21 protein-coding genes are annotated in these 25547 nt (G+C 72.2%); 11 read left to right on the forward strand and 10 right to left on the reverse strand.

What is annotated here, in order from left to right; all coding sequences use genetic code 11:
* Positions 1 to 10: 10 nt before the first annotated feature.
* The 3 genes from ACH4U8_RS00065 to ACH4U8_RS00075 form a co-directional block, all read right to left on the reverse strand.
* Positions 11 to 1099 (reverse strand): alpha/beta hydrolase, encoded by a 1089-nt coding sequence (locus ACH4U8_RS00065; RefSeq protein ID WP_395775376.1) that lies wholly within the window; start codon positions 1097 to 1099, stop codon positions 11 to 13.
* A gap of 123 nt (positions 1100 to 1222) precedes the next feature.
* Entirely contained in the window at positions 1223 to 1654 is a 432-nt protein-coding gene (locus ACH4U8_RS00070; protein ID WP_395775377.1) for a nuclear transport factor 2 family protein, read from the reverse strand.
* A gap of 92 nt (positions 1655 to 1746) precedes the next feature.
* Complete coding sequence (locus ACH4U8_RS00075; protein WP_395775378.1) at positions 1747 to 2667, reverse strand: zinc-binding dehydrogenase; 921 nt, start codon at positions 2665 to 2667, stop codon at positions 1747 to 1749.
* A gap of 187 nt (positions 2668 to 2854) precedes the next feature.
* On the opposite strand from ACH4U8_RS00075, the gene ACH4U8_RS00080 reads away from it, so the two are divergent.
* The gene (locus ACH4U8_RS00080; protein ID WP_395775379.1) at positions 2855 to 3817 is read left to right on the forward strand and encodes a LysR family transcriptional regulator; all 963 of its coding nucleotides are present in this window, start codon (positions 2855 to 2857) and stop codon (positions 3815 to 3817) included.
* Positions 3818 to 3867: 50 nt separating this feature from the next.
* On the opposite strand, the gene ACH4U8_RS00085 is transcribed toward ACH4U8_RS00080, so the two are convergent.
* A complete protein-coding gene (locus ACH4U8_RS00085; protein ID WP_360312708.1) occupies positions 3868 to 4431 on the reverse strand; it encodes a hypothetical protein in 564 nt (187 codons plus the stop codon).
* A gap of 214 nt (positions 4432 to 4645) precedes the next feature.
* On the opposite strand from ACH4U8_RS00085, the gene ACH4U8_RS00090 reads away from it, so the two are divergent.
* From ACH4U8_RS00090 to ACH4U8_RS00105, 4 genes are all read left to right on the forward strand, one after another.
* On the forward strand, positions 4646 to 9715 hold the full coding sequence (locus ACH4U8_RS00090) for a tetratricopeptide repeat protein (RefSeq protein WP_395775380.1): 5070 nt from the start codon (positions 4646 to 4648) through the stop codon (positions 9713 to 9715).
* A 38-nt stretch (positions 9716 to 9753) separates the two neighbouring features.
* A complete protein-coding gene (locus ACH4U8_RS00095) occupies positions 9754 to 10176 on the forward strand; it encodes a hypothetical protein (RefSeq protein WP_360312704.1) in 423 nt (140 codons plus the stop codon).
* 372 nt (positions 10177 to 10548) lie between these two features.
* Positions 10549 to 12456, forward strand: coding sequence for a glycoside hydrolase family 5 protein (locus ACH4U8_RS00100; RefSeq protein ID WP_395775381.1), 1908 nt, complete (start codon positions 10549 to 10551; stop codon positions 12454 to 12456).
* A gap of 173 nt (positions 12457 to 12629) precedes the next feature.
* A complete protein-coding gene (locus ACH4U8_RS00105) occupies positions 12630 to 13421 on the forward strand; it encodes an SDR family oxidoreductase (protein ID WP_360312700.1) in 792 nt (263 codons plus the stop codon).
* A 41-nt stretch (positions 13422 to 13462) separates the two neighbouring features.
* On the opposite strand, the gene ACH4U8_RS00110 is transcribed toward ACH4U8_RS00105, so the two are convergent.
* Complete coding sequence (locus ACH4U8_RS00110; protein WP_360312698.1) at positions 13463 to 15052, reverse strand: helix-turn-helix domain-containing protein; 1590 nt, start codon at positions 15050 to 15052, stop codon at positions 13463 to 13465.
* Positions 15053 to 15286: 234 nt separating this feature from the next.
* Between ACH4U8_RS00110 and pruA the strand changes: the two genes are divergently transcribed.
* Together pruA and ACH4U8_RS00120 are read left to right on the forward strand one after the other, a co-directional pair.
* Entirely contained in the window at positions 15287 to 16915 is a 1629-nt protein-coding gene (gene pruA / locus ACH4U8_RS00115) for an L-glutamate gamma-semialdehyde dehydrogenase (protein ID WP_360312696.1), read from the forward strand.
* A 32-nt stretch (positions 16916 to 16947) separates the two neighbouring features.
* A complete protein-coding gene (locus ACH4U8_RS00120) occupies positions 16948 to 17877 on the forward strand; it encodes a proline dehydrogenase family protein (RefSeq protein WP_360312694.1) in 930 nt (309 codons plus the stop codon).
* 154 nt (positions 17878 to 18031) lie between these two features.
* On the opposite strand, the gene ACH4U8_RS00125 is transcribed toward ACH4U8_RS00120, so the two are convergent.
* Positions 18032 to 18238 carry a hypothetical protein gene (locus ACH4U8_RS00125; RefSeq protein ID WP_360312692.1) on the reverse strand — a complete coding sequence of 69 codons (207 nt, stop codon included), beginning with the start codon at positions 18236 to 18238 and terminating at the stop codon, positions 18032 to 18034.
* A 512-nt stretch (positions 18239 to 18750) separates the two neighbouring features.
* A complete protein-coding gene (locus ACH4U8_RS00130) occupies positions 18751 to 19218 on the reverse strand; it encodes a hypothetical protein (RefSeq protein WP_360312690.1) in 468 nt (155 codons plus the stop codon).
* A 37-nt stretch (positions 19219 to 19255) separates the two neighbouring features.
* Between ACH4U8_RS00130 and ACH4U8_RS00135 the strand changes: the two genes are divergently transcribed.
* The 4 genes from ACH4U8_RS00135 (at position 19256) to ACH4U8_RS00150 (ending at position 21161) form a co-directional block, all read left to right on the forward strand.
* Positions 19256 to 20167, forward strand: a complete 912-nt coding sequence (locus ACH4U8_RS00135; RefSeq protein ID WP_395775382.1) for a helix-turn-helix domain-containing protein — start codon at positions 19256 to 19258, stop codon at positions 20165 to 20167.
* A 2-nt stretch (positions 20168 to 20169) separates the two neighbouring features.
* Entirely contained in the window at positions 20170 to 20352 is a 183-nt protein-coding gene (locus ACH4U8_RS00140; protein ID WP_360312686.1) for a DUF397 domain-containing protein, read from the forward strand.
* Positions 20353 to 20655: 303 nt separating this feature from the next.
* Positions 20656 to 20919: a hypothetical protein gene (locus ACH4U8_RS00145; RefSeq protein ID WP_360312684.1), complete on the forward strand. Its 264-nt coding sequence runs from the start codon at positions 20656 to 20658 to the stop codon at positions 20917 to 20919.
* Positions 20916 to 21161, forward strand: a complete 246-nt coding sequence (locus ACH4U8_RS00150; RefSeq protein WP_360312682.1) for a hypothetical protein — start codon at positions 20916 to 20918, stop codon at positions 21159 to 21161. The genes ACH4U8_RS00145 and ACH4U8_RS00150 overlap by 4 nt, the downstream gene beginning before the upstream one ends.
* A 78-nt stretch (positions 21162 to 21239) precedes the next feature.
* Here the strand turns inward: ACH4U8_RS00150 and ACH4U8_RS00155 are convergent, their stop codons facing one another.
* The 3 genes from ACH4U8_RS00155 to ACH4U8_RS00165 form a co-directional block, all read right to left on the reverse strand.
* On the reverse strand, positions 21240 to 22400 hold the full coding sequence (locus tag ACH4U8_RS00155) for an acyl-CoA dehydrogenase family protein (protein WP_360312738.1): 1161 nt from the start codon (positions 22398 to 22400) through the stop codon (positions 21240 to 21242).
* 101 nt (positions 22401 to 22501) lie between these two features.
* On the reverse strand, positions 22502 to 23494 hold the full coding sequence (locus ACH4U8_RS00160) for a hydroxymethylglutaryl-CoA lyase (protein WP_360312680.1): 993 nt from the start codon (positions 23492 to 23494) through the stop codon (positions 22502 to 22504).
* A complete protein-coding gene (locus tag ACH4U8_RS00165; protein WP_395775383.1) occupies positions 23494 to 25539 on the reverse strand; it encodes an acetyl/propionyl/methylcrotonyl-CoA carboxylase subunit alpha in 2046 nt (681 codons plus the stop codon). The genes ACH4U8_RS00160 and ACH4U8_RS00165 overlap by 1 nt, the downstream gene beginning before the upstream one ends.
* Between the last annotated feature and the right edge of the window lie 8 nt (positions 25540 to 25547).

A 25547-nucleotide genomic window follows, 5' to 3' on the forward strand; every position in this document is an offset into this window, starting at 1 on the left:
CGGACAGGCCCTAGCCGAGCGGATCCCCGAGCCGACCCACGAGTCGATCCACGAGCCGGTCGGCGGTGTCGGGGAGCCAGCCGGATTGGGCGTTGCACAGCAGGTGATCGCCGTGCGGAAGCACGAGCAACTCGCCCAGGGGCGCCTCGTGCGCGGCGAGTTCGGCCGGCAGCACGCCGGGGGTGACGTCATCGCCGCCTTCGACCACCCACAACGGCGTGCCGATGCCCGAGGCGATGCCGGCCAGATCGACGCCGCGCACGAACTCCTCGGCGGCGCCCACGGACCCGGTTCGCACGGTGAGCGTCTCCCGGACGAACAGGGGCAGTTCCGCCCAATCGAGCCGGTACGGGCCGCTGACCGCGACGGTGGCGGCCACGCGGGGTTCGTGCGCGGCGGTCAGGATCGCGTAGAAGCCGCCCAGGCTCATCCCGATCAGGCCGACGCCGGCGCCGGTGTCGAGGTCGGTACGGGTCGCCAAGGCGTCGATCACCCGGCCGACCACCCGGTGGTAGTCGGCCCGGGGCGCGGTGTCGACCAGCACGCCCTGGCCGGGCCCGTCGAAGGAGAAGGTCGCCACGCCGCGCCGCAACAGGGCTTCGTCGACGGCGTGGAACTCCTCCTTGCCGGAATTGAGGCCGGGTACCACGACCACCACCCGGGCCGGCCCGGTTGCCCCGACCGGCCGGCGCAACCAGCCGGCGAACCCCTCCCCCTCGATCCGCGTCGCGCCCGGGTCCAGGTATGCGAACGCCCGCCCCATCGCCGCATCCGCCTCGCGCGCCGCCGCGATGGTGCGCGTGTGGTCGGCGAGCGGCGGGAAGGTGGCACAGTGCAACCAGCGGGCGGCGGTACGAAACGCGTCGCCCGCGGACACGATGTGCCCGTCCGCCGCGTACCGCTCGCCCGCCGCGCGGTACGTCTCGCCGACCCGGCGGAACGCGGGCAGCCAGTCGCGGAGGGTGTCGAGTCCGCCGACGACGCGGTCGTACTCGAACGGGTCGAGTCCGCACACGATCACCCGGGAGCGGTTGCCTGCGGCGAACTGCGGAAGGAATGCGGGCAGTTCGAAAACGGTGGTGCCGGAAGACGAGGTCATGGCGAAGGCAGCGCTCTCTTGCTTGGCGAGTCGGAATCGGTGTCGGACTCGAAATCGGTGTCGGCGTCGGCGTCGGCGTCGGCGTCGGCGTCGAACTCGGCCTCGGAGCCCACGTCGCCCAGGTCAGGCCGCCACGTGGTCCGGGAAGAGCACGCGCGCCGTGTGCCCGGTGTCCGCGTACTCGTGCACCGACGTGATCCGACCGTCCGCGACCACGAAGATCCCCAGGCAGCGGTTGTGGTACTCGACGCCGGTGACCGTCACCGCGTCCGACGTCCACTCGGCGAACACCCGGTCGCCGTCCGCGTGCACCGACACCAGGCGGATCGCCACGGTCTCCGGTCGCAGGAGCGCGCCGACGTCGCCGAGGAAGTCGTCGACGATCGTGTCCCGGCCGACCCAGGTGCGGGAGATGGGCAGTTCACCGGGGTAGGTCCAGGTGGCGTCCTCGGCGAAGCTCGCCCGGATGCTTGGGAGATCGCCTTCGGCGACGGCCTCGACATAGCGGATGACGACGTCCTTGGCGGCGGTGGTGGCGGTGGTCGTGGTGTTCATCGCGTACTCCAAAACGTGTCGGTCGGTCCACCCGGGAAAGCCGGATCAGGGCCGGATCAGGATCGGGATCGGCGTCAGGATCCTGATCGGCGTCAGGAAATGGTCAGTACGGCCTTGCCACGCACCCGGCGTTCGCGCAGCGCGGTGAGGATCGATCCGGTTTCGGACCAGTCGGCGATCCGATCGACCTCCGGATGCAGCCGCCCTCCGTCGACCAGGCGGACCAGCGTGGCGAGATCGGTCGCGTACGGGGTGTCGAAGTCCAGGTAGTGAAAGTGCCGCAGCGTCGCCGATTCGGGCCCGGCGAACAGATCGAAGAAGTCGAGGGTGATCGGCGTGCGACTGGCCTGGCCGAACCAGATCAACAGCCCGCGTCGACGCAACCGGGCCAACGCTCGGGGCAGTTCGGTGCCGCCGGTCGATTCGAGCACGACGTCGTAGGGACCGACCGCGTCGTCGAGATCGTGCACGACCTCGGTCGCGCCCAGTTCGATCAGCCGCCGACCCCGCTCCGGCGACCGGGTGACCGCGGTGACCTCGGCACCGGCGCCGGCCGCGAGTTCGGTGAAGTAGTGGCCGACCCCGCCGGACGCCCCGGTCAGCAGCAGCCGGCGGCCCGCGACCGGTCCCGCCGTGCGCAACAGCCGCAGCGCGGTCAACCCGGCCAGCGGCAGCGCCGCGGCCCGGACGGCGGGGATCGACTCGGGGATCGGCGCGAGCGCGGACGTGGGGACGGCCACGTACTCGGCCCAACCGCCGGCCATCGGGTGCCCGACCACCCGCGTGCACGCCGCGGGCCCCGATCCGTCCGCCGCCGCCTGGACCACCAGGCCCGCGACGTCCTTGCCCGGTCGGTGTCCCGGGCGCGGGTGCTCCAGCAGGAAGGTCTCGCCTCGGTTGACCGCGAACGCCTCGACCTTGACCAGCGCCTCGTCCGGACCCGGGCGCGGCTGCGGTACGTCCTCGTGGGCGACCCACGTGTCGGTCGCTCCGGTCGGTCTCAACGCCTTCATTCGGGGTGCTCCTGGATCGGGTGTTCGGGTTCCGGGCCGGCCCCCGCGAGTGCGCCGGCCGAGTCGGTCGGCCGGGTGCGCCGCTCGGCGTCCCCGTCGGGATCAAGGAAACGTCGACGGCCGAGCCCGGGTCCAACAACCGACCGGCAGCACCGACAACCTTCGGTTGTCACCTATGGTGGGCGGCATGGATCTCGACCTCGCCCGGGTTCGTTCCTTCGTCGCCGTGGCCGAACTGCGGCACTTCGGTCGGGCCGCCGAGCAGTTGGCGATCAGCCAGCAGGCTCTGTCCAAGCGGCTGGCCCGACTGGAGGACGAGCTGGGCGTCGCGCTGGTGGACCGGGGCGGCAAGGGTGGTCGAGGGGTGGCCCCGACCGAGGCCGGGGCCCGCTTCCTGGAACCGGCCCGCCGGGCACTGGCCGCCGCCGACCTCGCGGTCGACGCGCTCCGACAGGCGCGACCCGGCGTGCGACTGGACGTGTGGGGTCACCTGTACGCGCCGATGCGCACGCTCGCCCGGGTGATCGAGGCCGCGCCGGGGCTGGACCTGGAACCGGGCGCGGGCCGCGATCTGCCCACCGTCGCCGCCGCGATCCTGCGGGGCGACGTGGACGCGGGCTTCGGCCGGGTGCATCCGATGCCGGGCGGCACGCCGCACGGGCTGACCCATCGGTTGGTCCGGCTGGAACCGGTGGACGCCGTGGTCGGAATCGGCCACCCGCTGGCCGGCGCCGACGCGCTGCGCCCGAGCGATCTGCGCAACAGTGTGTTGTGGTGCCCGGCGGCGGTGGACCGGCTCGACTTCCTGAAACGTTTCGCCGACACGTTCGGGATCACCGAGTGGGCCACCGGGCCCAACCTGGGCCTGGAGCACTTCGTCGACCGGTTGCGTACCGACCCCACGTGCTTCGCGCTGCTGCCCGCCGACCATGCGCTGCCCGCCGCCGCCCGTGCGGTGCGCTCCATCCCGCTGGTCGAGCCCACCCCGCTGTACGCCTGGTCGCTGCTGTGGAACGCGGATCGCCCTCACCCGCAACTGGCGGACCTGCTACGCGAGTTCGGCCGGATCGGCGCCCGCGAACGCTGGCTCGACCACGACCCGACCCGGGACTGGCTGCCGGACGCCGATCACACCCGGCTCACCGACTGAGGCCGACGCGGCCCGCGTTCACCGCCCCGGGGCGCGCCGGGCGGGTCCGCTCAGGAGACCAGGTCGCACCAGAACGGCACGGTCACCGGTGCGTGTTCGGGGCTGCCGTCGGCGAACTCCACCGCGAGGTAGTTGGCCAGGTTGGCGCCGTAGACCACGATGTCGGTCTGCATCATGGACAACACCGGGTGGTCCCACTGCCCCGCGATGCCGGGCAGGTAACGATGGCCGAATACCGGGACCATCGTCGGCACCCGCGCGAGCTGGTAGCGCGCCGACTTGAGCGCGTGCCGAAGCTGCGCCGGGCGGGCCCCCCACGCCGCCGGCCAGAACGCGTTGTGCTCCACGTCGTACAGCACGCCCTCGGCCGGCCAGCCCAGTTGGGCCTTGAGGCCGCGCGCGTTGCCATCGCGCCAATTCGGCCAACCCTTCCCGATCGGCAGGCCGGCCGACAACAACAGACGGTGATCGGCGGCGAACCGGATATCGAACCGCGTTTCCACCGAATCGAGCTCGTCCGAGGTCAGCCCGGGGGTGATCTCGGCACCGGTGTGCTCCAGCAGCCGGCGGAAATCCTGTTCGGTCGGTCGATCCGGGGGCGGTGTGGTGGTCATGGCCACCGAGCGTAGTCGGCACCGGGCGCCGCCCCGACGGCGCCGGGGCGGCGCGCGGCGTGATTTTGCCCAAGCCGGGCCCACCAGGCACCTGAAAGTCGGAGGATCGGTGTTCTAGCATGAGCGCTCGATATCTGCATGCACGGTGTTGTTGGGATGAACGGTCGGGGGACCCGTTGATCGACGAAGTTCGACATACCCCGTGGGCCGCCCGATGACGGTCCCGCTACTCGCCGCCGTCGCGGCCCTCATCGCCTTGGTGGCCGCCCTGATGTGGTTCGGTATTCGTCGAGGCCCCGCCTCGATCGCGGCCCGCGCCGACACCCTGTTGACCCAGGCCGAGGCCGCGCACCGGGCAGGCCGGCTCGCCGCGGCCGAGCGCGGCTATCGACGTGTCGCGGACGCGCTGGTCCGGCCCGGCACCCCGGACACGCTCACCGGCACCCGCGGCCGGGCGTTGATCGGACTCGGCGAGGTGGCCGGCCGCCAGGGCCGCTCGACGGACGCGATCGCCGCGTTCCGCACCGCGTTCGCGCTGACCGCGCTGCCCGCCGCCGCGCTGGAGCTGACCGCCGCCGAGGCGACCCGGCGGCCCGGACCGGACGCGCTGGACATCGCCATCTGCGTGGACCTGGTCACCCGCACCGACACCGACCCCGACCATGTCGCGTACGACTTCCTGGAGGCCAGGTGCGTGGTCGCCGTCGGCCTGTCCAGGGAGGCGCTGGTCGCGGTCGAGGAGCTCGCGGGTCGGATCGAGGCGGGAGCACCTCGGCTGGAATGGGCGGTGTACGCCCGTGCCTGCGCGCTGCGCGACCTCGGTCGGCCGGCCGAGGCGATCGCCGCGTTCGAGCGCGCCGACCGGCTCGTGGCGCGCGCGGCCACCGGCTACGAGCTGGGCAGGCTGCACCGCGACGCCGGGCGGCCGGACGAGGCGCTCGCGGCGTTCGAACGCTCGCTGACCATCGAGCCGGAGCGGCCCGAGGTGCTGTACGCGATGGCGCTGACCCATCTGCGCCGCAAGCCCGCCGACAAGGTGTCCCGGGACGCGGCGCTGGAAGCCGCCGTGGCCCTGCTCACCCGCACCTGCACGCTGGCCCCCTCCCACGCGCAGGGCTGGCTCGGGCTGGGCCGCGCCCAGCACGCGCTCGGCCGGGACGCGGCCGCCCTGGAGCCGCTGCGCCGGGCGGCCGACCTGCTGCCCGAACACGCGGACGTACAAATGGAGTTCGTGACGCTCACGCTGGCCCGGGGGGAACGGGAGGGGGCCTTCCCGGTGTTGCGACGGGTGCTGGCGAAGCAACCCCGGCACCTCGCGGCCAACCTGACCCTGGGCATCCTGCACGACCAGGACGAGGACTTCGCGGCGGCAGCACCCTGCTTCGAGCGTGTGGTGGCCGCCGAACCCGGGCACGCGCGGGCCCGGTTCGGGCTGGGCCGCGCGCTGTTCGAGCAGGGCGACGCGGCGCGTGCGGTGGTGCACCTGGCCGAGGTCCGCGAGCGCACCGCGGCGCAGCACCATCTGCTCGCCCGCGCCTACAGCGCGGCCGACGAACTCCGGTCGGCCGACGCGGCGTTCTCGGCGGCGATCGCGGCGGGCGACGACAGTGCGCTCGCGCATCATCGGCAGGCGTGCGTGCGTTTGCGGGACGAGCGGCGGCAGGACGCGATCGCCTCGTTCTGGCGCGTGTTGGACCGGGTGGACGACGATTCGCCGTTGGCCGCCGAGGCGTTGTTGTTCCGGGGCATCGCCTATCGGGACGAGGGGGATCTGGGCGCGGCGCGGGCCGACGCGGAGGCCGCGGTGGCCGCCGCGCCGGGCGATCCGCGGGCGCACTACTCGCGTGGGACGCTGGCCGTGCTGGAGGACGAATGGACGCTGGCCCGGCGCGAGTTCGAGATCGCCGCCCGGCTCGACCCGGGGTACGTGCCGGCCCGTTTCGGACTGGGTCTGGTGCGCGAGCACGCCGGCGAGCATCCGGGCGCCGCCGAGGCGTACGAGAGCGGGTTGGCGGATCGGCCGGACTGGACGCCGGGCGTGGTGCGCCTGGGCGCGGCCCGGATCGCGGCGGGCCGGCTCGCGGAGGGGATCGAGGTGCTGGCGCCGGTGCGGACCGAGCCGACCGGCGCGGCGCGCTTCCATCTGGCCCTGGGTTACGCCCGACTGGGCCGGGTCGAGCGGGCGGACGAGTTGTGGGCGGCGCCGGGCGGGGTCAACGACGCGATCCGGACGCACAATGTGGCCACCGCGCGCGATCTGCTGGCCCGTGCCGCGCTGGACGCCGGGGATCACGCGCTCGCGCGCGAGCACTGGCAGGCGTGCCGGGAGGCGTTCCCCGATCACGAGGGGTATCGCGTCGCGTTGGCCGAAACGCTGTTTCGCGAGGGCGCCGAGCTGTTGCGGTTCGGCCGCGATCGCGGCGCGCCGCTGCAGAGCGCGCGGGATCGACTCGGCGCGGCGGTCGCGCTGGTGCCGGGCGATCGGCGGATCCGGGTGCATCTGGCGATCGCGGCGTTGTACGCGGGCGAACCGGCGGTCGCCGTGCGGTTGTCGGCCGCGCTCGATCCGGTGGCCGATCCGCGGGTGGGCCATCTGGCACCGCTGGCCCGGCTCGCGCTCGGCGCGGGCACGGTGCCGCTGGGGGCGCTGGCGGAGGCCGAACCGGCCGCGTGGGCGGTGCGCGGAATGCATGCCGCGCGGGGGCGCCGGTGGGGCGACGCGGCCGAGGCGTACCGGCAGGCGCTGGTGGTCCCCGGGCCGCCGGAGCCGGATCCCCAGGCGGCGATCTGCGAGACGGCGGGCTGTGCGACGTCGGCGCGGGCGGCCTGTGGTCAATGCGGACGGGCCTATTGCGCGGACCACGGGGTGCCGGCCGGCCCCGGTGGGACCGGCGCCGCCGGTGACGCGTTGCCGGCGCGTTGTGCTGGTTGTGTGGACGCGATGTTGGCCGCGTTGACCGCGTGTGCGCATCGGGCCGGGACGAGCGAGGCGGCGGAGGTCGAGCTGATCCGCTGGGCCCGCGGCGGCGACCGCACTTCGGCACACCACCTGTTGGCCCTGTTGCGTGCCCAGCGCGGTGATCACGACGCGGCCGCGGCGGGCCTGGAGCAGTTGTTGGCGGGGCCCGGGGCGAGCGACGAGGGCAGGCTGATCGCGGCGCGGGTGTACGTGCATCGGGCCGCCGTGCACAGTGCCGACCTGGTCGCCGCGGCGGCGGACGTGGAGCGGGCCGCGCGGCTGGTACCGGAATTGCCACAGGTGCGTCGGGCCCGACCGCTGCTGCGCTCGTGGCAGGCGCTCGCGCACGCCCGCGCGGATCGGCACGATGCCTCGATCGCGATCCGGCTCGACCTGGAACGCGCGGTGCCCACCGATGTGCGCAACCTCCAGTGTCTGGCGCTGTCCGCGCTGCGCGCCGGATCGGCCGGCGACGCGGGGCAGACCACCGCGATGTGGCAACTGGTGTGCGGTACTTGGGCCGCGGTGTTGTACAGCCCGAGGTTCTGGATAGACCTGGAGGCGCGCACCGGCCGGGAGATATCCGACGAGCGGATCGACACCGCGCGCACCGGGCAGATCGCGCGGGTGCACCGCGAGTTGCGCGAGCGCGCCGAGCGGAGCGAGGGTCCGGTGGCCGCGTTGTATCGCGAACTGGCCCAGCGCTGGGCGTTGGAGGTGGCCGCGACCGAACGCGTCGCGCAGACCGAGCCGGCGCCGGCCTCGATCGCCTGCGGTCCGCTGTTCCTGGCCCGGGTCGCCGATCCCGAGCACGGCTCGCCGGCGGGCCGCGAACTGGCCGCCGCCGTATCGGCCGCGGTGGATCCGCACACCGCCGAGCTGCTCGGCCCGTTGGGTGTGTACCACCACCTGATCGACGCGGGCCGGTTCGACGAGGCGATCACGGGGCTGACCGCGCTGGCCGGGTTGGCCGGGCCGGCCGCGACACCCGGGGTGGCCGCGCTGCTGGCTCGGGCTCATCTGGCCCGGGCCCGGGATCTGGCCGAGCGCGCGGAGTGGGCGCCGGCGCTGGCGTGTCTGGAGCAGGCCGCGCCGATCCCGGCCGATGCGACGCGGCTGGCGGCCGAGGTGGGAGTCCGGGCCGCGCAGGCCGCTTTGGCCGCCGACCCGCACGAACACACCGAGGCGGCGCGGCTGTTGGAACGCGCGTGGGCGCTGGCTCCGGACGGGCCGGGTCTGCGCGAGGCATTGGCCGGGGCGTACGCGCAACTCGCCCGGCAGGCGCACGAAGGCAAGCTGTACCGCGACGCGATCGCGCTGGTCCGCCGGGCACTGGAGCTGACTCCGCAGGACGAGTCGGTTCGGGCGTTGGCGGCCGGCGCGCTGCGTGGGCTGGTGATGGAGTTGTTGGCGAGGAACACCGACGCGGCCGTCGCGGAGGCGGTGGTGGCGATGCGCGAGGCGTACGCGCTCGATCCCGGCGAGGCGGGTCGGATCGGGCTGACCAACGCGCTGTTCCTGAGCGCCGAGCGCCTGGCGTTGCGCGGCGGCGCGCGCGAGCAGGCGGTGGCGGCGATGCGCGAGGCGCTCGAACTCGCGGACGGGGGCGGCGGGCCGGAGCGTTCGGCCGAGGGCTCGTCCGACTCGGGAGCGCCGGAATCGGCGGCCTCGGGGCCGGCGATCCCGGGCGCCTCGATCGTCGGCTCCTCGATCGCGGCCGAGGCGCGCCGTCGGGTGGCCGCGCTGTTGGTGGACGCGGCCCAAACGCGCGAGCGGGACGACGACTTCGACCGGGCCATCGATCTGCTGGAGGAGGCCCGGCACTACGGCGACGACCCGCCCACCCGCCGGGCGTTGGCGTTCAACCACTACTACGCGCGGCACTACGAGGTCGCGGAGGAGTTGCTGCGCCACGAGATCGCCGGCGGCCTGGAGATCGAGTCGCTGCGCGAGGCGTGGATCGTGGTGGTGGTGGACCGGGCCTACGATCTGCTCGCCAAGGGCGGCGCGTACGAGGCGATCGAGGTGCTCACCCGGGCGCTCGGCGAGTACGAGGAGCCCAGGCTGCGGGACGCGCTGGTGGCGGTGTACCTGCGCGAGGAGCGCTACCAGGACGCGATCCGGACCCTGGAGGCGATCCCGTTGACCCCGGAGAACACCGTGCTGCTGGCCCTGGCGCTGCACAACGAGGGGGTCCGGCAGGCGAACATGGGTCACAACCACACGGCGCTCGTGCACCTGGAGCGCGCGAACGAGTACCACCCGACGGACGGCACCCGGGAGATCCTGGACGAGATCCGAGCCCGGATCCACGGCTACTACTGAACGATCGTCCCCACCAAGCACACCTCGGAGCACCGAACATGCCCGCAGCGGAGCGTTCGCCCTACGACGTCCTCGGCATCACCCCGGCGGCCACCCCGCCCGAGGTGCACGCCGCCTACGAGCGGGCACTGGCCGAGGCCGGCGGCACCACCGAGCGCGAGGACTGCACAACGGCCTACCTGCACCTGCGCAACACCGGCCGCCGGTTGGGCGCCGACATCCTGGAGTACGCCGCCCCCGACCCGGCGACCACGGCCCGCGAAGCCTTCGCCGGCGTCACCGACGAGCCCTTCCTGGCCCCCGACCCGCCGGCCCCACCGATCGCCGGCCTGGTCGTCCTGCGCCGCACCGACTCCACCGCCGACCACCACGAACCCCCGCCCACCACCGGCACCTTCGCCACCCCGACCCGCTTCACCCCCACCGCCGACGTCCTGCCCCCGATCGACATCCCGCGCTGACCGATCCCGACGATCGTCACCGTCACGCACCCGTCCTCGACACGCCGTTCCCCATCGCCGCGCACCCGGCCTCGTGCGCCGGTCTCGTCCCGGCGACGAAGTCCTGCGAGTCGTCCGTCCACGGGCGGAGTGTGCCCAGGGTTCGGGGTGCCCCGCGGCGACGAGGACTTCGGGCCGACCGACGGCCTCCAGGCGGTCTTTGTCGTCGGCGCCGGGCGAACGGTTCCCGTGTCACCGCGTCGCGGGTCGCGTCGAACTGCCTTCTACGGTCGGCAATACGGAGTAGTAACCGCGCGTACTGGTGCGGAACGCTTCCCGCACCGATACTGCGACAGCCCGCGAGAGCCACCTCACATTAGGGACAGGGAACCCTTGACCAGAAACCGTGTCGGACCCGTCGTCATAGGCACCGCCCTGACCACATTGGCCGCTGCCCTACTCGTCCCGACCACCGCGAAAGCAGGGCCGCCGCCGAGCGCGCCCGGCACCGTCACCACCGCCCTCGCCGAGTCGTGGACCCCACCGCTCAGCACTCGGGGGCGGTGGATCGTCGACGCCGACGGAAACCGCTTCAAGCTCAAATCCGGTAGTTGGCACGGCGCCTCGGGTACCTGGGGCGGCTCCGGGGACATCGAGGACCCGGCCAACTATCACGACAAGGAGATCTCCCACGAGATGCCGATGGGGCTGGATCGCGTCGCGATCCCGACCGTCGTCGACAACTTCCGGCAGCTCGGACTGAACAGCGTCCGGCTCCAGTTCTCCAACGAGATGATCCACAAGAGCACGCCGGTCACGGACGCCTCCGTCGCCGCCAATCCGCAACTGCGCGGCAAGACCCCGATTCAGGTCTACGACGCCGTGGTCACCGCGCTCACCGACGCCGGCTTCGCGGTCGTCATGAACAACCACACCACGACGTCCCGTTGGTGCTGCGGCCTCGACGGCAACGAGCGCTGGAACACGTCGCAGCCCACCGAGACGTGGGAGAACGACTGGCTGTTCATGGCCCGCAGGTACAGGGACAACAAACGCGTCGTCGGCGCCGACCTGTACAACGAGGTCCGCCGCAACACGTGGGACGACCCCAACTGGGGCTGGGGCAACGACAAGGACTGGCAGGCCGCGTCCCAGCACGTGGGCGACCGGATCCTGACCGAGGCCAATCCGGATCTGCTGATCGTGGTCGAGGGGATCAACTGGCAGGGCATCCCGCTGGACGGACTCCCGCACGGGCGCCCCACGTTGGAGCCGGCGAACACGCTCTCGCACACGCTCGTGAACGCGCACAAGCTGGTCTACTCGGCGCACTTCTACGGCTACACCGGGCCCAACCACACCGGCGCGACCGGTACCGGCGAGACGCACGACTGGCGCTACCAGGAGCTCTCCCTCACCGAGCTTCGGGCCACGCTGGATCGGCAGGCGTTCTTCGTCACGACCGAGGGGCAACACTTCACGGCACCGCTGTGGATCAGCGAGTTCGGCGACGGATTCACCGAGACGAACCCGCAGTCCCGCGCGTGGTTCGGCAACTTCGTGGACCATCTGATCAGCCGGGACACCGACTTCGCGGTGTGGCCGCTGGTGGGTTGGCAGCGGGACGGGGTCCCGAACAGTTGGTCCCTGGTGTCCTGGGATGCCGCCGGCAACCGCGCCGGCATCCTGGACCCGGGCGACTGGCGCACCCCGATCTGGAACCGTCTGATCACCGCGCCCGCCCGTACCGGACGGATCGCACCGGTCGCCGACTGGTCGATGCTCAACCTGGACCACGGCGACTTCGACGCGTCGCTCGAGATGCGGTCCCGTCCGGACTGGGACACCGGCGCCCGCAAGGGCACGTGCCCCGATGGCCAAAGGCTGATCGGCCTGTCCCACCATGACGGCCGCGGCCTGTGCACCGACGCGGGCGCGGTGGTACCGAGCGCGCCGGCCACGGTCGTGTGGGACGAGCGTTACGTGTCGTACGACTGGGCCGGCGGCTACTCGAAGGTCCAGTGCCCGACCGGGCAGATGATGGTCGGGTACAGCCTGCGCGGCACCACCTTCGCAAGCGCGTTGTGCGCGCCGGCGCCGGTCGGTGCGTCGTCGAGCCGCACGGTGTGGTTCGACCGGGGCGACGCGCGACCCGCGGGCAATCCCGGCGGCGAGTTCGCCTCGGGCAACTACAAGGGTCAGTGCGCGACGAACGAGTACGTGGCGGGCGTCGCCTACACCGGCCGCTTCGGCAAGCCGTTCAAGTACCCGGACGCGCTGTACTGCCGCAGCCTGGCCTGAGCCGGGGAGGCGGGGACCCCGGGTCCCCGCCTCCCCGTACGCGTCGGCGACGGCACCGGCCGCCCGGCTCGCGGGTTTCACGGGGTGGGATTTCGGGCCCTGATGGTTGACCTAGTCCACTGTTGTGAGGATGGTGTCGGCAGGCAGTTGTCCGGAAGCAGGGGAGAGACGCCGTGGCCAAGCGGTTCGAGGGACGTAGGGCATTGATCACCGGGGCCAGTCGGGGGATCGGGGCGGCGCTGGCGGTGCGGCTCGCGGCCGAAGGGGCCGATGTGGCGGTGACCGCGCGGACCCTGCGGCAGGGGAACCTGGCCGGGTCGTTGGAGCGCACCGAGACGCTGATCGCCCGGCACGGTCGGCGCAGTGCGGTCGTGGTGGCCGATCTGTCCGACGAGGCGCAGCGGGCCCGGATCGTCCCCACCGCCGTGGAGGCACTCGGCGGGCCGATCGACATCCTGGTCAACAACGCGGCGATGGCCTCCTACGCGTCGTTGCGGGTGTATCCGCAACGGCGCGCCCGGCTGCACTTCGAGGTGAACGTGCTGGCCCCGATGGAGTTGTGTCAGGCGGTGGTGCCCGCGATGGCCGGCCGCGGCGAGGGCTGGATCGTGAACGTGACCAGCGGCACCGCGCGGCCGTGGGCGGGGCCGCCGTTCGAGTTGGGCGTGCTGGGTACCAAGACCGCGGTGTACGGGGCGTCCAAGGCGGCGCTGAACAGGATCACCAACGCGCTGGCCGCGGAGCTGTACGGGACCGGGATCCGGGTGAACACCATCGAACCGCGAGCCGCGGTGCTCAGCGAGGGCGCGGAGGAGTTGGTCGGCGGCCAGTTGCGGCCCGATCAGATCGAGACCATGGACCAGATGGTCTCCGCCACCCTCGAACTGTGCGACGGTCCGGCGTCCCGGACCGGCGGCGAGTACGTGAGCCTGGATCTGTTGGACGAACTCGGCATCAACGTCTGAGCGTTCCGCCGCGGGGCCGACGAGCGTGCGCCGCCGGGTCGTCACTCCGACAATCGCAACAGCAGCGCGGCGAGCAGGCGGGTCTTGGCGTCGGTCAGGTCCAGGCCGGTGAGTTCGCCGGCCCGGCGGATCCGGTAGCGCAGCGTGTTGGGGTGGATGTGCAGCCCCGCCGCCGCGGCGCGCACGTCGCCCAGCGCTTCCAGCCAGGCCAGCACCGAGTCCGCGTATTCGGTGTCGTGCTCGGCGTCGTGCGCCCGCAGCGCGATCAGTCGGGGGTCGCGAATCTGCCGTTGCTCCCGCAGCAGCGCCTGGACCTCGCCGTACAGCACCGCCGGCCGCACCTGGGACAGCGCCGCCACCTCGGCCGACACGTCGCCGGCCGCCATCGCGTCCAGGACCCGGTCGACCGATTCCCGGGCCGCCGGCGTGCGGGCCAGGCTCGGTGCCGGGTCGCCGACCGCGCCGCGCACCGCCAGGTCGAGGTGGCCGTGCGCGGCCTCGGCGATCTCCTGCGCCCAACCGAGCACGACCGACTCGGGCGGCGGCGCGGACAGCAGTACGTACAGGCGCGAGCCCAGCGGCGCGACGTGCGCGTGGCTGTGCCGGGCCGCCGCGTACACCGAGACCAGGTTGGCCAACTCGGTCCGGGCCAGCTCCTGTGACGACTCGTCCGGCGCGCCCGCCCGCACCGCGAAGCCGATGACCAGCACCGGCCGCACCGGATCCAGGCCCAACTGCGCGGCGGCGGTCCGGGCCGCGACCACGCCGGTGAGCAGGCCCGCGACGCCCTCCCGGGTCACCCCGGCCTCGGCGGGCAGCCGGGTACGCCGGCGGACCAGGTGCAGCGCGGCCACCCGGGCCGCCCCGAGCAGCACCTCCTCGGCCCGCTCGGCGAGCGGCCGGCGGCCCTCCTGGACCCAGATCGTGCCCAGCCAGCGCCCGCCCGCGTGCACGCCGACCGCGAGTCGGCGGCGGATGCCCAGGTCGGGGCGCTCCTCGACGGCGACCACCTCGGTCGTGGTGCGCAGCCGATGGAAGACACCCCAGTCGCGCAGCCGGGCCATGTACTCCTCCGGCCCCTGCCAACCCAGGATGGACAACCGGCGCAGTTCGTCCGCCTCGTCCGGCCCGGTCGAGCGCGAGTAGGCGAGCACCCGGTTGGCGCTGTCCTCGATGCTCACCCCGCCGCCGGTGAGCATCGCGGTGGTCTGGGCGAGCGAGAAAAGGTCGCCGCCGTCCGGGGGTTCGGCGTCCGGCTGCTCGTCCAAGGCGGCGTGCGCGAGGGCGGCGACCCGCTCCCAGCGCGCCTCCGGGCGCACCGAGAGCAGCACCACGCCCGCCGCGTCGGCCACCTCGCGCAGCGCGGCGTGTTCGCCCTTGACCGCGACCGCCACCGCGCCGGCCGCGCCCGCCGCGCGGACCGTGCCCGCCGCCGCCCGGCCGCGCAGCCCCACCGCCAGGAGCAGGTCGCCCGGCATCGCGTGCGGCTCCTCCTCGGGGTCCAGGATCGACACGTGCCGAACCAGGCCCTCCAGGCCGCCGGCGGCGGCTGCGACCCGGACCGGGCCGTCGCCGACCGGGCCACCCAGCGCGGCCAGGAGTTCGCGGAGCGGGACACCGCTTTCGGGCACTGCGGCCCCTTCGTGGGTGTTGGCCGATGAGCAAAGCGTGGAGTTTCGAGTTTAGCCGATCGGATAAACACCGTGGGTCGCGCCCGGCCTACCGTTGAGCGCGAGATCAATGCCCGAAATCGTGGTGGTTCAGCCCCGTCGGCGCGTGGCATTCACACACCGCCGGACCGCCGACACCTCGACGGTCGGCCACCCGAACAGCCGAGAACCAGAGCACCGAACAGGAGCGCCGTTTTGGACGCTGTGACCCAGGTCCCCGCCCCGGTCAACGAGCCGGTACACGACTACGCCCCCGGCACGCCCGCGCGGGCCCGCCTCGAAGCGAAGCTCAAGGAACTGGCCGCGGCCCCGATCGAGCTCCCGATGACCATCGGTGGCGCGCGCCGAATGGGCTCCGGTGAGCACGGCGACGTGGTTCAGCCGCACAACCACGGCGCGCGGCTGGGCACCTTCGCGCACGCCGGCACCCAGGACGCCCGGGACGCGATCGACGCGGCCCTGGCCGCCGCGCCCGGCTGGGCCGACCTGTCCTTCGACGACCGTGCGGCGATCTTCCTCAAGGCCGCCGACCTGCTCGCCGGCCCGTGGCGCGAGACGATCGCCGCCGCGACCATGCTGGGCCAGGGCAAGAACGCGCAGCAGGCCGAGATCGACTCGGCCTGCGAGCTGATCGACTTCTGGCGCTTCAACGTGCACTTCGCCCGCCGCGTGCTGGCCGAGCAGCCGATCAGCAGCCCGGGTGTGTGGAACCGCACGGACCACCGGCCGCTGGAGGGCTTCGTCTACGCGATCACCCCGTTCAACTTCACCGCCATCGCGGGCAACCTGCCCACCGCACCGGCGCTGATGGGCAACGTGGTGGTCTGGAAGCCGTCGCCGACCCAGACCTTCTCGGCCGTGCTGCTGATGCGCCTGCTGGAAGAGGCCGGACTGCCGGCCGGTGTGATCAACCTGGTCACCGGCGACGGCATCGCGGTCTCCGAGGTCGCGCTGAAGCACCCCGCGCTCGCGGGCATCCACTTCACCGGCTCCACCGCCACCTTCCAGCACCTGTGGCGCACGGTCGGCGAGAACATCGCCGGCTACCGCACCTACCCGCGGATCGTCGGCGAGACCGGCGGCAAGGACTTCGTGGTCGCGCACCCCAGCGCCGACCACGACGTGCTGCGGACCGCGCTGGTGCGCGGCGCGTTCGAGTACCAGGGGCAGAAGTGCTCGGCCGCCTCGCGCGCCTACATCCCGCGCTCGATCTGGGAGAGCGGCTTCAAGGACGACTTCCTGGCCACCGTCGACGGCCTGTCGATGGGCGACCCCACCGACCTGAGCCACTTCCTGGGCGCGGTCATCGACGAGCGCGCGTTCGCCAAGAACAAGGCCGCGATCGACCGTGCGCACGCCGACGACACGGTCGAGGTCGTCGCGGGCGGCAGCTACGACGACAGCGTCGGCTGGTTCGTCCGACCCACCGTGCTGGTCTCGGCGAACGCCGACCACGAGATCTTCAAGGACGAGTACTTCGGCCCGATCCTGGCCGTGCACGTCTACGAGGACGACGCGTACGAGGCGATGCTCACCCAGATGGAGTCGGTGTCCGCGTACGGCCTGACCGGCGCGATCATCGCCCAGGACCGCGAGGTGATCGCCCACACGGCGCACGTGTTGCGGTTCGCGGCGGGCAACTTCTACATCAACGACCGCCCCACCGGCGCGGTGGTGGGTCAGCAGCCGTTCGGCGGCGGGCGCGCGTCCGGCACCAACGACAAGGCCGGCGCGATGCAGAACCTGATGCGCTGGACCAGCTCGCGCTCGATCAAGGAGACGTTCGTCCCGGCGACGGACCACCGCTACCCGCACATGGGCTGACCCTCACCCCACCGGTATTTCGGGAGTAGAACATGCTTCGCAGTCCCATCCTCGCGGCGGCCCGCTCGCCGCGGACCCGCTCGCTGGTCGAGAACCTGCCGCCGACCCGGGCCATCGTGGACCGGTTCGTCGCGGGCGACGTGCTCGCGGACGCGGTCCGGGTGACCCGCGAACTGGTCGACTCCGGCCGCAAGGTGACGCTCGATCACCTCGGCGAGGACACCGCCGACCGGTCCCAGGCCGACGCGACGGTGGACGCCTACGAGGCGCTGCTCGACACGCTCGGCCAGACCGGGCTCGCGCGCAGCGCCGAGGTGTCCGTCAAGCTCTCCGCCGTCGGGCAGTTCCTGCCCGGCGACGGCGAGCGGATAGCCCTGGAGAACGCCCGGCGGATCTGCGCGGCCGCGGCGAAGGTGGGCACCACGGTCACCCTGGACATGGAGGACCACACCACGACCGACTCGACCCTGGGCATCCTGCGCGAGCTGCGGGTGGACTTCCCATGGGTGGGCGCGGTGCTCCAGGCGTACCTGCGCCGCACCGAGCAGGACTGTCGGGACCTGGCCTACGAGGGCTCGCGGGTGCGGTTGTGCAAGGGCGCCTACCAGGAGCCGGAGTCGGTCGCGTTCCAGGGCAAGAGCGACGTGGACCGTTCGTACGTGCGATGCCTGCGGATCCTGATGGGGGGTGCGGGCTACCCGATGGTGGCCTCGCACGACCCGCGCCTGATCGCCATCGCGCGTCACCTGGCGGACCTGGCCGGGCGGGCGCCGGGCAGCTTCGAGTTCCAGATGTTGTACGGGATCCGCCCGGAGGAGCAGGCCCGGATCGTCGAGCGCGGCGACCTGATGCGGATCTACCTTCCCTACGGCGCCGAGTGGTACGGCTACTTCATGCGCAGGCTCGCCGAACGCCCGGCGAACCTGACCTTCTTCCTGAGGGCGATGGCCACGAAGAGCTAACCCCCGGTCGGCCGCTCCCCCGCGCCGGACGAGCCGAACACTCGGCCCGTCCGGCGCGTGCGCGTTTCCGGATGCGCCCGGCCGGACGCGATGCGGCGGCTGCGGGCTGCGTGGTGCGGCGGGTGAGACGAAGTGGCCTTGTGGGCGCCGTCGTTCAGACCGGTCGGGTGATCGGGCCTGCCTTGTACATCTCGGCGGCGGGCGCGGTGTCCGTCTGCCGCGTTCGCACGCCGTGTTCGTATTCGACCATCCATCGGGTGCCGTCGTGCCAGATTCGGGTGATGGTGCCGAGGTGGTGGTTGCCGGGGCCGAGCTTGCGCCAGAGATGATCGCCGATCGACCACGGGGGTGAGGTGGGCACGGTCGCTCCTTGGATACGGAATAGGACGGCGGGGGCGATCTGCGTCCGGTGCCGAATGGGCGCGGGGGTGTGTTCGCGGTGCAGGATCATCCGTACGTAGCCGGGTGAGAATCCGACGGTGCGGGCGATGATTTCGGCGGGTATGCCGGCGTGGTGGGCGTCGGCGACTGCGGCACGGAGTGCGGCGCCGGCGGTGCGGCACTGTTGGTGGTGGGTTTGCCGTCGGTGCTGCGGCGTTGTTGCGGGGTTCGGTGGTCGGCCCTGAAGTCGGGTGCGTTCGGCGGCGGTTGCGGCGAGGCGAGCGAGGGCGGCTTGGCGGCCGTGGGGTGGTGGGGTCACGACCCTCCTTTCGGGCGGTGGGTCGATGGCCTTGCCCGGCCGGGCGTGCGGGGGTCTTCAGGCACCCGGCCGGGCAAGGGGTCGAAGGGCCCGGCCCCGCAGCCGTGTCGGAGACTGCGGGACCGGGCGCCGCCCGCCGGCGTGGTCGGGCGCGGGCGGCGGCAGGGGACGGTTCAGGTACCGGACGTGGCCCGGCCGGTCCGGTCGACCGGGTCGAGAATCCCGGCCGGGTCGCGGATCAGGACGGTGTGCAGAAGTTCCGTACCGACCAACGGCGCATCCGGCGTCGGCTTCGAGAGCCACCGCAGCAGGCACGAGCCACCACTCAAGGCAGGTATCTCGACACTGAAGTCCCGCCGCCCGTCCCAGACTTGGATGCCGGGGGGCCAGTGGAATTCGCGGACGGTGCGGGGCCGCGTCAGAAAATGCACCCACTCACGTCCGTACAGCTCCTGCACGATCGGCCCCGCAGCACCGGCGGCGGCCTTCACGAGCAACCTGGCTATGCCATCGCCACGAAACCCCGCAATGCGCACGAGGTCGAAGTGTTCACCGACACTCACAAGTTGCGAATACGCGTGCGGAATCCACTCGTGCGAATCCGGAGTCGGCGTCGCGATCGGGTGGTGATCGGCTGTCATGCCTCCGAGAGTGCCGTTCCCCACTTAGCTTGGATAGATGGCCGGCAGTGACGCCGAGAACCGTGTCGTCGAACACTCCGCCCGTAACGTACGGCCGGCCGTCGTATCAAGCGCAGTCAGGGAGGACGGCGCGGTGTCACAACGACCCAAGCGTGTATCACCCGCGTACAGGATCTTCGGGAGTCAGATCCGGTTCCACAGAAAGGCCGCGAGACTTACCGTCGAGGAACTCGGAAAGCTGATCGGCCAGGCACCCTCGACAGTGCGCGCCTTCGAGTCCGGCAATCGACCCGTACTACCGCCCACGGTGGCGAGATTGGACGAGGTGCTGAGTACCGGTGGTGCTCTCGCCACGTCCGCCGAGTACCTGGCAGGAGAGAAGGTGGCCGATTTCTTCGCGGACACCGCTGCGGTGGAGGCAGAGTGCCTCGGCCTCGATTCGTTCGAGAGCTCGGTAATTCCGGGTCTGCTACAGACCGAAGCGTACGCAAGGGCCGTCATCAGCTCGCGGCGTCCGCCACTGGACGAGGACGAGATCGAGCAGCGTGTCGAGGGACGACTGAGCAGGCAGATATTGCTGACCCGCAAGCCGGCCGCCGCTCTGAGCTTCATCATCGACGAGTGGGTTCTCCGCAGGCCCATCGGAGGTGATGCCGTCTTCAAGGACCAGTTGTACCGGCTCTTGGAGTGCGCGAACATGCGCACTGTGACCTTGCAAGTCATGCCCACGCGATGCGTCGAACACGCAGGGCTCGACGGGCCCATCCTGGTGCTGGAGATGGCGGACGGCCAATACTGTGCCTACACCGAAAGCCAGGGTGACGGCGCGGTCATCGCCGACCCGGAGCGGGTCCGCATTTTCCGTCACAGGTATGCCATTATCCGGGCGCAGGCCAAGTCCATCGAGAAGTCACGCAAGTTGATCGCGGAGATCGCAGGGGAGCTATGACCGTGAAAAGTCTTGGTAGGCCGGCGTGGCGCAAGTCGACCTACAGCGGCAGCGAGGGCGGAAACTGTGTCGAGGTTGCACCGCTGACCGGCACGGTCGGCGTCCGGGACAGCAAGCACAACCCGTCTCCCGTCATCACCACCAGCGTCGAGGCATGGTCCGCATTCCTCGCCGCCACCCGCTGACGCACCGCATTCCGCCCCGCCCCTCGGACCACGGGGGCGGGGCGGTCGCGCGGTCGAAACCGTCCGGGCGATGCGCCGCCGACGGGGAGCGCCGAGCAGCCGCAGCGCGCACTGCGCATTTCCGTAGCGGACCGGGACGCCAGCCCATCTCTTCAAGCATTTCGCTGCGGGGGTTGTGACCTGCGGCGAGTTCGGAGTCGCGGGGGCGCACTCCCCGACGCGTGTTGCGCCCGCGTGCGCCGGCTGTCCCTGGCGAACGGAACGATGCCATCCTGGATGGCCGCTGCGAAAGGGAGGCCATCCATGCCCAGGACCACCGTCGTCCGTGGCGAGCGGATCGAGTTGCCGAACACGCTCGCCGAGATTCGGGCGGCGCTGCCCGAGGACCGCCGCGACGAGTTCGACAAGGTCATGTACGAGACCCCGCTCGATCGACTCGAACGAGACGCCATCCTGCACTGGGCGCTTCCCCCGGAGGCCCAGGAGGACGACGAGGCTGTACATGAGCGCCTCAAGGCCGGCGACTTCAGCGACTGCGTGGACCGAGACGGGAACGCGATCACATGAGCTATCGCGTGCAATACACGAATGAGGCCGAAGACGGCCTCAAACCCCTGTCCTTTGGGCAGGTTCGGGCCTTCAAGGACGCCGTGGACTCGTCCATCGGCCACGCGCCCTACGGGTCCGGCTCCGTACAGGTCGGCAGCGACCGAGATCGCCGGGAAGCGACGATCACGGGAGTGTTCGTCCGCTACACGATCAGCGCCGGAATCCTTGTTGTCACCGTCACCCGCGCCGTTGCGCTGTGAAGCCGCCCACCTGCCCAGGACGCCGGCCTCCCGGGACGGCGAGCGTCCCGGGAGGCCGGCGTCGATGGGCCGTCGTGATCAGCGCGGCAGGCCCAACTCGCGGGCGATCAGCATGCGCTGGACCTCGCTGGTGCCCTCGCCGATTTCGAGGATCTTGGCGTCGCGCCAGAAGCGGGCCACCGGGTATTCGTTCATGAAGCCGTAGCCGCCGTGGATCTGGGTGGCTTCGCGGGCGTTGTCGACGGCGCTTTCCGAGCTGTACAGCTTGGCCAGCGCGGCTTCCTTCTTGAAGCGCTCGCCGTGCACCAGCAGCGAGGCCGCGTGCCGCCAGGCCAACCGGGAGTTGTGGGCGCGCAGTTCCATGTCGGCGAGCTTGAAGGCGATCGCCTGGTTGGCGCCGATCGGCCGGCCGAACGCCTCGCGTTCGCCGGCGTAGCGCACCGATTCGTCCACGCAGCCCTGGGCCAGCCCGGTGGCCAACGCGGCGATGGCCACCCGGCCCTCGTCCAGGATGGACAGGAACTGGGCGTAGCCCCGGCCGCGTTCGCCGAGCAGGTTCTCGGCGGGCACGCGCACGTCGGTGAAGGACAGTTCGCGGGTGTCCGAGCAGTTCCAGCCGACCTTGGAGTACGGCGGCGCCACGGTGAAGCCCTTGGTGCCGGAGGGCACGATGATCGTGCTGATCTCCTTGCCGCCGTCGCCCTTGGTGCCGGTGACCGCGGTGACCGTGACGAAGCCGGTGATGTCGGTGCCGGAGTTGGTGATGAAGCACTTGCCGCCGTTGATCACCCACTCCCCCGCCGCCTCGTCCAGGCGCGCGGTGGTGCGCGTGGCGCCCGCGTCCGAGCCGCCGCCGGGCTCGGTCAGGCCGAAGGCGCCGAGCATTTCCCCGCTGGTCAGCTTGGGCAGCCAGGTCTGCTTCTGCTCCTTGGTGCCGAAGCGGTGGATCGGCATCGCGCCCAGCGAGACGGCCGCCTCCAGGGTGATCGCGACCGAGGAGTCGACGCGGGCCAGCTCCTCCAGGACCAGGCCGAGCGCGAGGTAGTCGCCGCCCATGCCGCCGTACTCCTCCGGGAAGGGCAGCCCGAACAGGCCCATCCGTCCCATCTCGCGCACGATGGCGTACGGGAATTCGTGCTTCTCGTACAGCTCGCCGATCGCGGGCGCGATCACGTCCTTGGAGAACTCGGCGACGGTGCGCCGCAGTTGCTCGTACTCGTCGTCGAGGCGGTGGTCCAACATGGGGCAGGCTCCCGGATTCGGTGTGCGGGGCGGCTCGGCGCGCTCGTGGCGGCACCGGTCCTTCGGAGGGTGGTCGGTCGGCTGCGGGTGTGCAGCCGTCAGGAGTTCGGGTCGGGCAGCACCAGGCCGTGTGCGTCCACCCGCTTGCCGATCAGCGCCTGGACCGCGCGCGAGGGGCTGGGGCGGCCGAGCAGTTCGGCCATCCAGACGCTGGTGGCGACCAGTTCGCCCAGGTCGACGCCGGTCTCGATGCCCAGGCCGTGCAGCATCCAGACCAGGTCCTCGGTGGCCAGGTTGCCGGTCGCGCTGTCCGCGTACGGGCAACCGCCCAGGCCGCCTGCCGAGGCGTCCACGGTGGTCACGCCGAAGCGCAGCGCCGCGAGCGTGTTGGCCAGTGCCTGGCCGTAGCTGTCGTGGAAGTGCACCGCGATTCGCTCGGCCGGCACGCCGGCCTCGGCGAAGGCGGTCAGCAGGGCGGTGACGTGTCCGGGCGTGGCGGCGCCGATCGTGTCGCCCAGACTGAGCTGCGAACAGCCCATCTCGATCAGGGCCTTGCCGACCCGGACCACCTGGTCGAGCGGTACCGGTCCCTCCCACGGGTCGCCCCAGCACATGGACAGGTAGCCGCGCGTGTCGATGCCGGCGGCGCCGGCCCGCTCGACCACGGGGGCGAACATGGCCAGCGATTCGGCCACCGTGCGGTTGAGGTTGCGCCGGGCGAAGGTCTCGGTGGCGCTGCCGAACACCGCGATGCGATCGGCGCCCAGTTCGAGCGCCCGGTCGAAGCCGCGCTCGTTGGGCACCAGCACCGGCAACCGGCGGTCCGCCGTCGCGATCTCGGCATCCGCCCGTACCGCCGCGAACACCTCTGCGGCGTCCGCGAGTTGGGGCACCCACTTGGGTGGTACGAAGCTGGTCACCTCGATCGTGCGCAGACCCGCGCGGGCCAGCCGGCGGACGAACTCGATCTTGGCCTCGGTGGGCACCACCCCGGATTCGTTCTGCAATCCGTCCCGGGCACCCACCTCGTGGATGAACACCCGCTCCGGCAGCCCGGATTCGCGGTGTGTATCCGGCAATCGTCGCGTCATCAGGCCCTCGCCTCCCGGTCGAGCGATCCATCGGGCGAGCCGGCGGGCGACCCGTCGAGCGCTTCTCCGCCCGGTGCGGCCGGCGCCGCATCGGCCGGCGCCGCATCCGGCGTCACCACCGCCAGCGCCTGGTCCATCGCCACCGACGCGCCGGCCGCCACGCCGATCTCGGTGACCACACCGTCGAACGGCGCGGTCAGCGCGTGTTCCATCTTCATCGCTTCCACCACGACCACGGTCTGGCCGCGGCCGACCCGGTCGCCGACCGCGGCCTTGACCACGGTCACGGTGCCCGGCATCGGCGAGGTCAGCGCGCCACTGGCCGCCGCACCGCCGGCCGCCTCGGCCCGCACGGTGTCCACCTCGCTCACCCGCCAGGTGTCCGGCCCGTACGCGAGCCAGCGCACCCCGGACGACTCGGCGACGTAGTCGAAGCGCCTGGTCAGGCCGTCGTGGCCGACCGCGAGCCCCCCGGGCACCACCTGCACCGACGCCGGCACCGGCGGGCCGCCGTCCACGGACACCTCGCCGCCGCGCACCCGCACCTCGATCGGCTCACCCGGCCCGATCCGCAACACGTGCGTGTCCCAGGCCGGCCCGCCGATCCGCCACCCGGTCTGCGCCGAGAACGGATCCGCCCAGCCGGTGCCGGTCCCGCGTTCGGCCCGCGCCGCCAGCGCCGCGGCGACCGCCACCTCCGGCGGGGCCGGGTGCCCGGTCAGGTCGTCCGTCCTGGCCTCGACCAGCCCGGTGTCCAGGTCGCCCGCGAGCACCGCCGGGTCGCCCAACAGCCGGTACAGGAAGCCCAGGTTGGTGGTCACGCCCAGCACCCGGGTCTGCGCAAGTGCCGCCCGCAGTCGGCTGATCGCCGTCGCCCGGTCGTCGCCGTAGGCGATCACCTTGGCCAGCATCGGGTCGTAGGAGCTGCCGATCTCGCCGCCCTCGCGCAGCCCGGAGTCCACCCGGACGCCCTCCAGGTCCGGCTCGCACACCGTCAGCACCCGGCCGCCGGTGGGCAGGAAGCCCCGGTCGGGGTCCTCGGCGTAGATCCGCGCCTCGACCGCGTGGCCGTGCATGGACACGTCGGACTTGCCGATCGCGGCGCCCGCGGCGATCCGCAGTTGGCTCTCCACCAGGTCGACCCGGGTGACCAGTTCGGTCACCGGGTGCTCGACCTGGAGGCGGGTGTTCATCTCCATGAAGTAGAACGAGCCGGGATCCTCGGCCGGCACGATGAACTCGATGGTGCCCGCGTTCACGTAGCCGCAGGCCCGCGCGGCGCGCACGGCGGCGGCGCCCATCGCGGCCCGGGTGTCCGCGTCCAGCAGCGCGGACGGGGCCTCCTCGATGATCTTCTGGTGTCGGCGCTGCAGGCTGCACTCGCGTTCGCCCAGGTGCACGACCGTGCCGTGGGTGTCGGCGAGCACCTGGATCTCGATGTGTCGGGGCCGGTCGATCCAGCGCTCGACCAGCAACGTGTCGTCGCCGAACGCGCCCTTGGCCTGCCGCCGCGCCGCCGCGATCTCGTCCGCGAGCAGCGCGCCGTCGTGCACCAGGCGCATGCCCTTGCCACCGCCGCCCGCCGACGGCTTGATCAGTACCGGGAAGCCGATCTCGCGGGCGATGTCCGCGAGTTCGGCATCGCTCATGCCGGCCGCGCCGCCGCCCGGGACCACCGGGACGCCGAAGGCGGCGACCGTCTCCTTGGCCCGGATCTTGTCGCCCATCAGCTCGATCACGCCCGCCGGCGGACCGACGAAGACCAGTCCGGCCTGCTCCACGGCGGCGGCGAACGCGGCGTTCTCGGACAGGAATCCATACCCCGGGTGGATCGCCCGCGCGCCGGATCGCACCGCCCCGGCGACCACGGCGGCGACGTCCAGATAGCTGGGCACCGCGACCGCCACGTCCGCCTCGCGCACGTGCCGCGCGTCGGCGTCGCCCGGCCCGTAGACGGTGATCGCCCGCACGCCCATGCGGCGCAGCGTGCGGATCACCCGGACCGCGATCTCGCCTCGGTTGGCGACCAGTACAGCCTCGAACACGTCGTGAC

The organism is Embleya sp. NPDC020886 (assembly GCF_044333915.1).
Classification (GTDB): domain Bacteria; phylum Actinomycetota; class Actinomycetes; order Streptomycetales; family Streptomycetaceae; genus Embleya.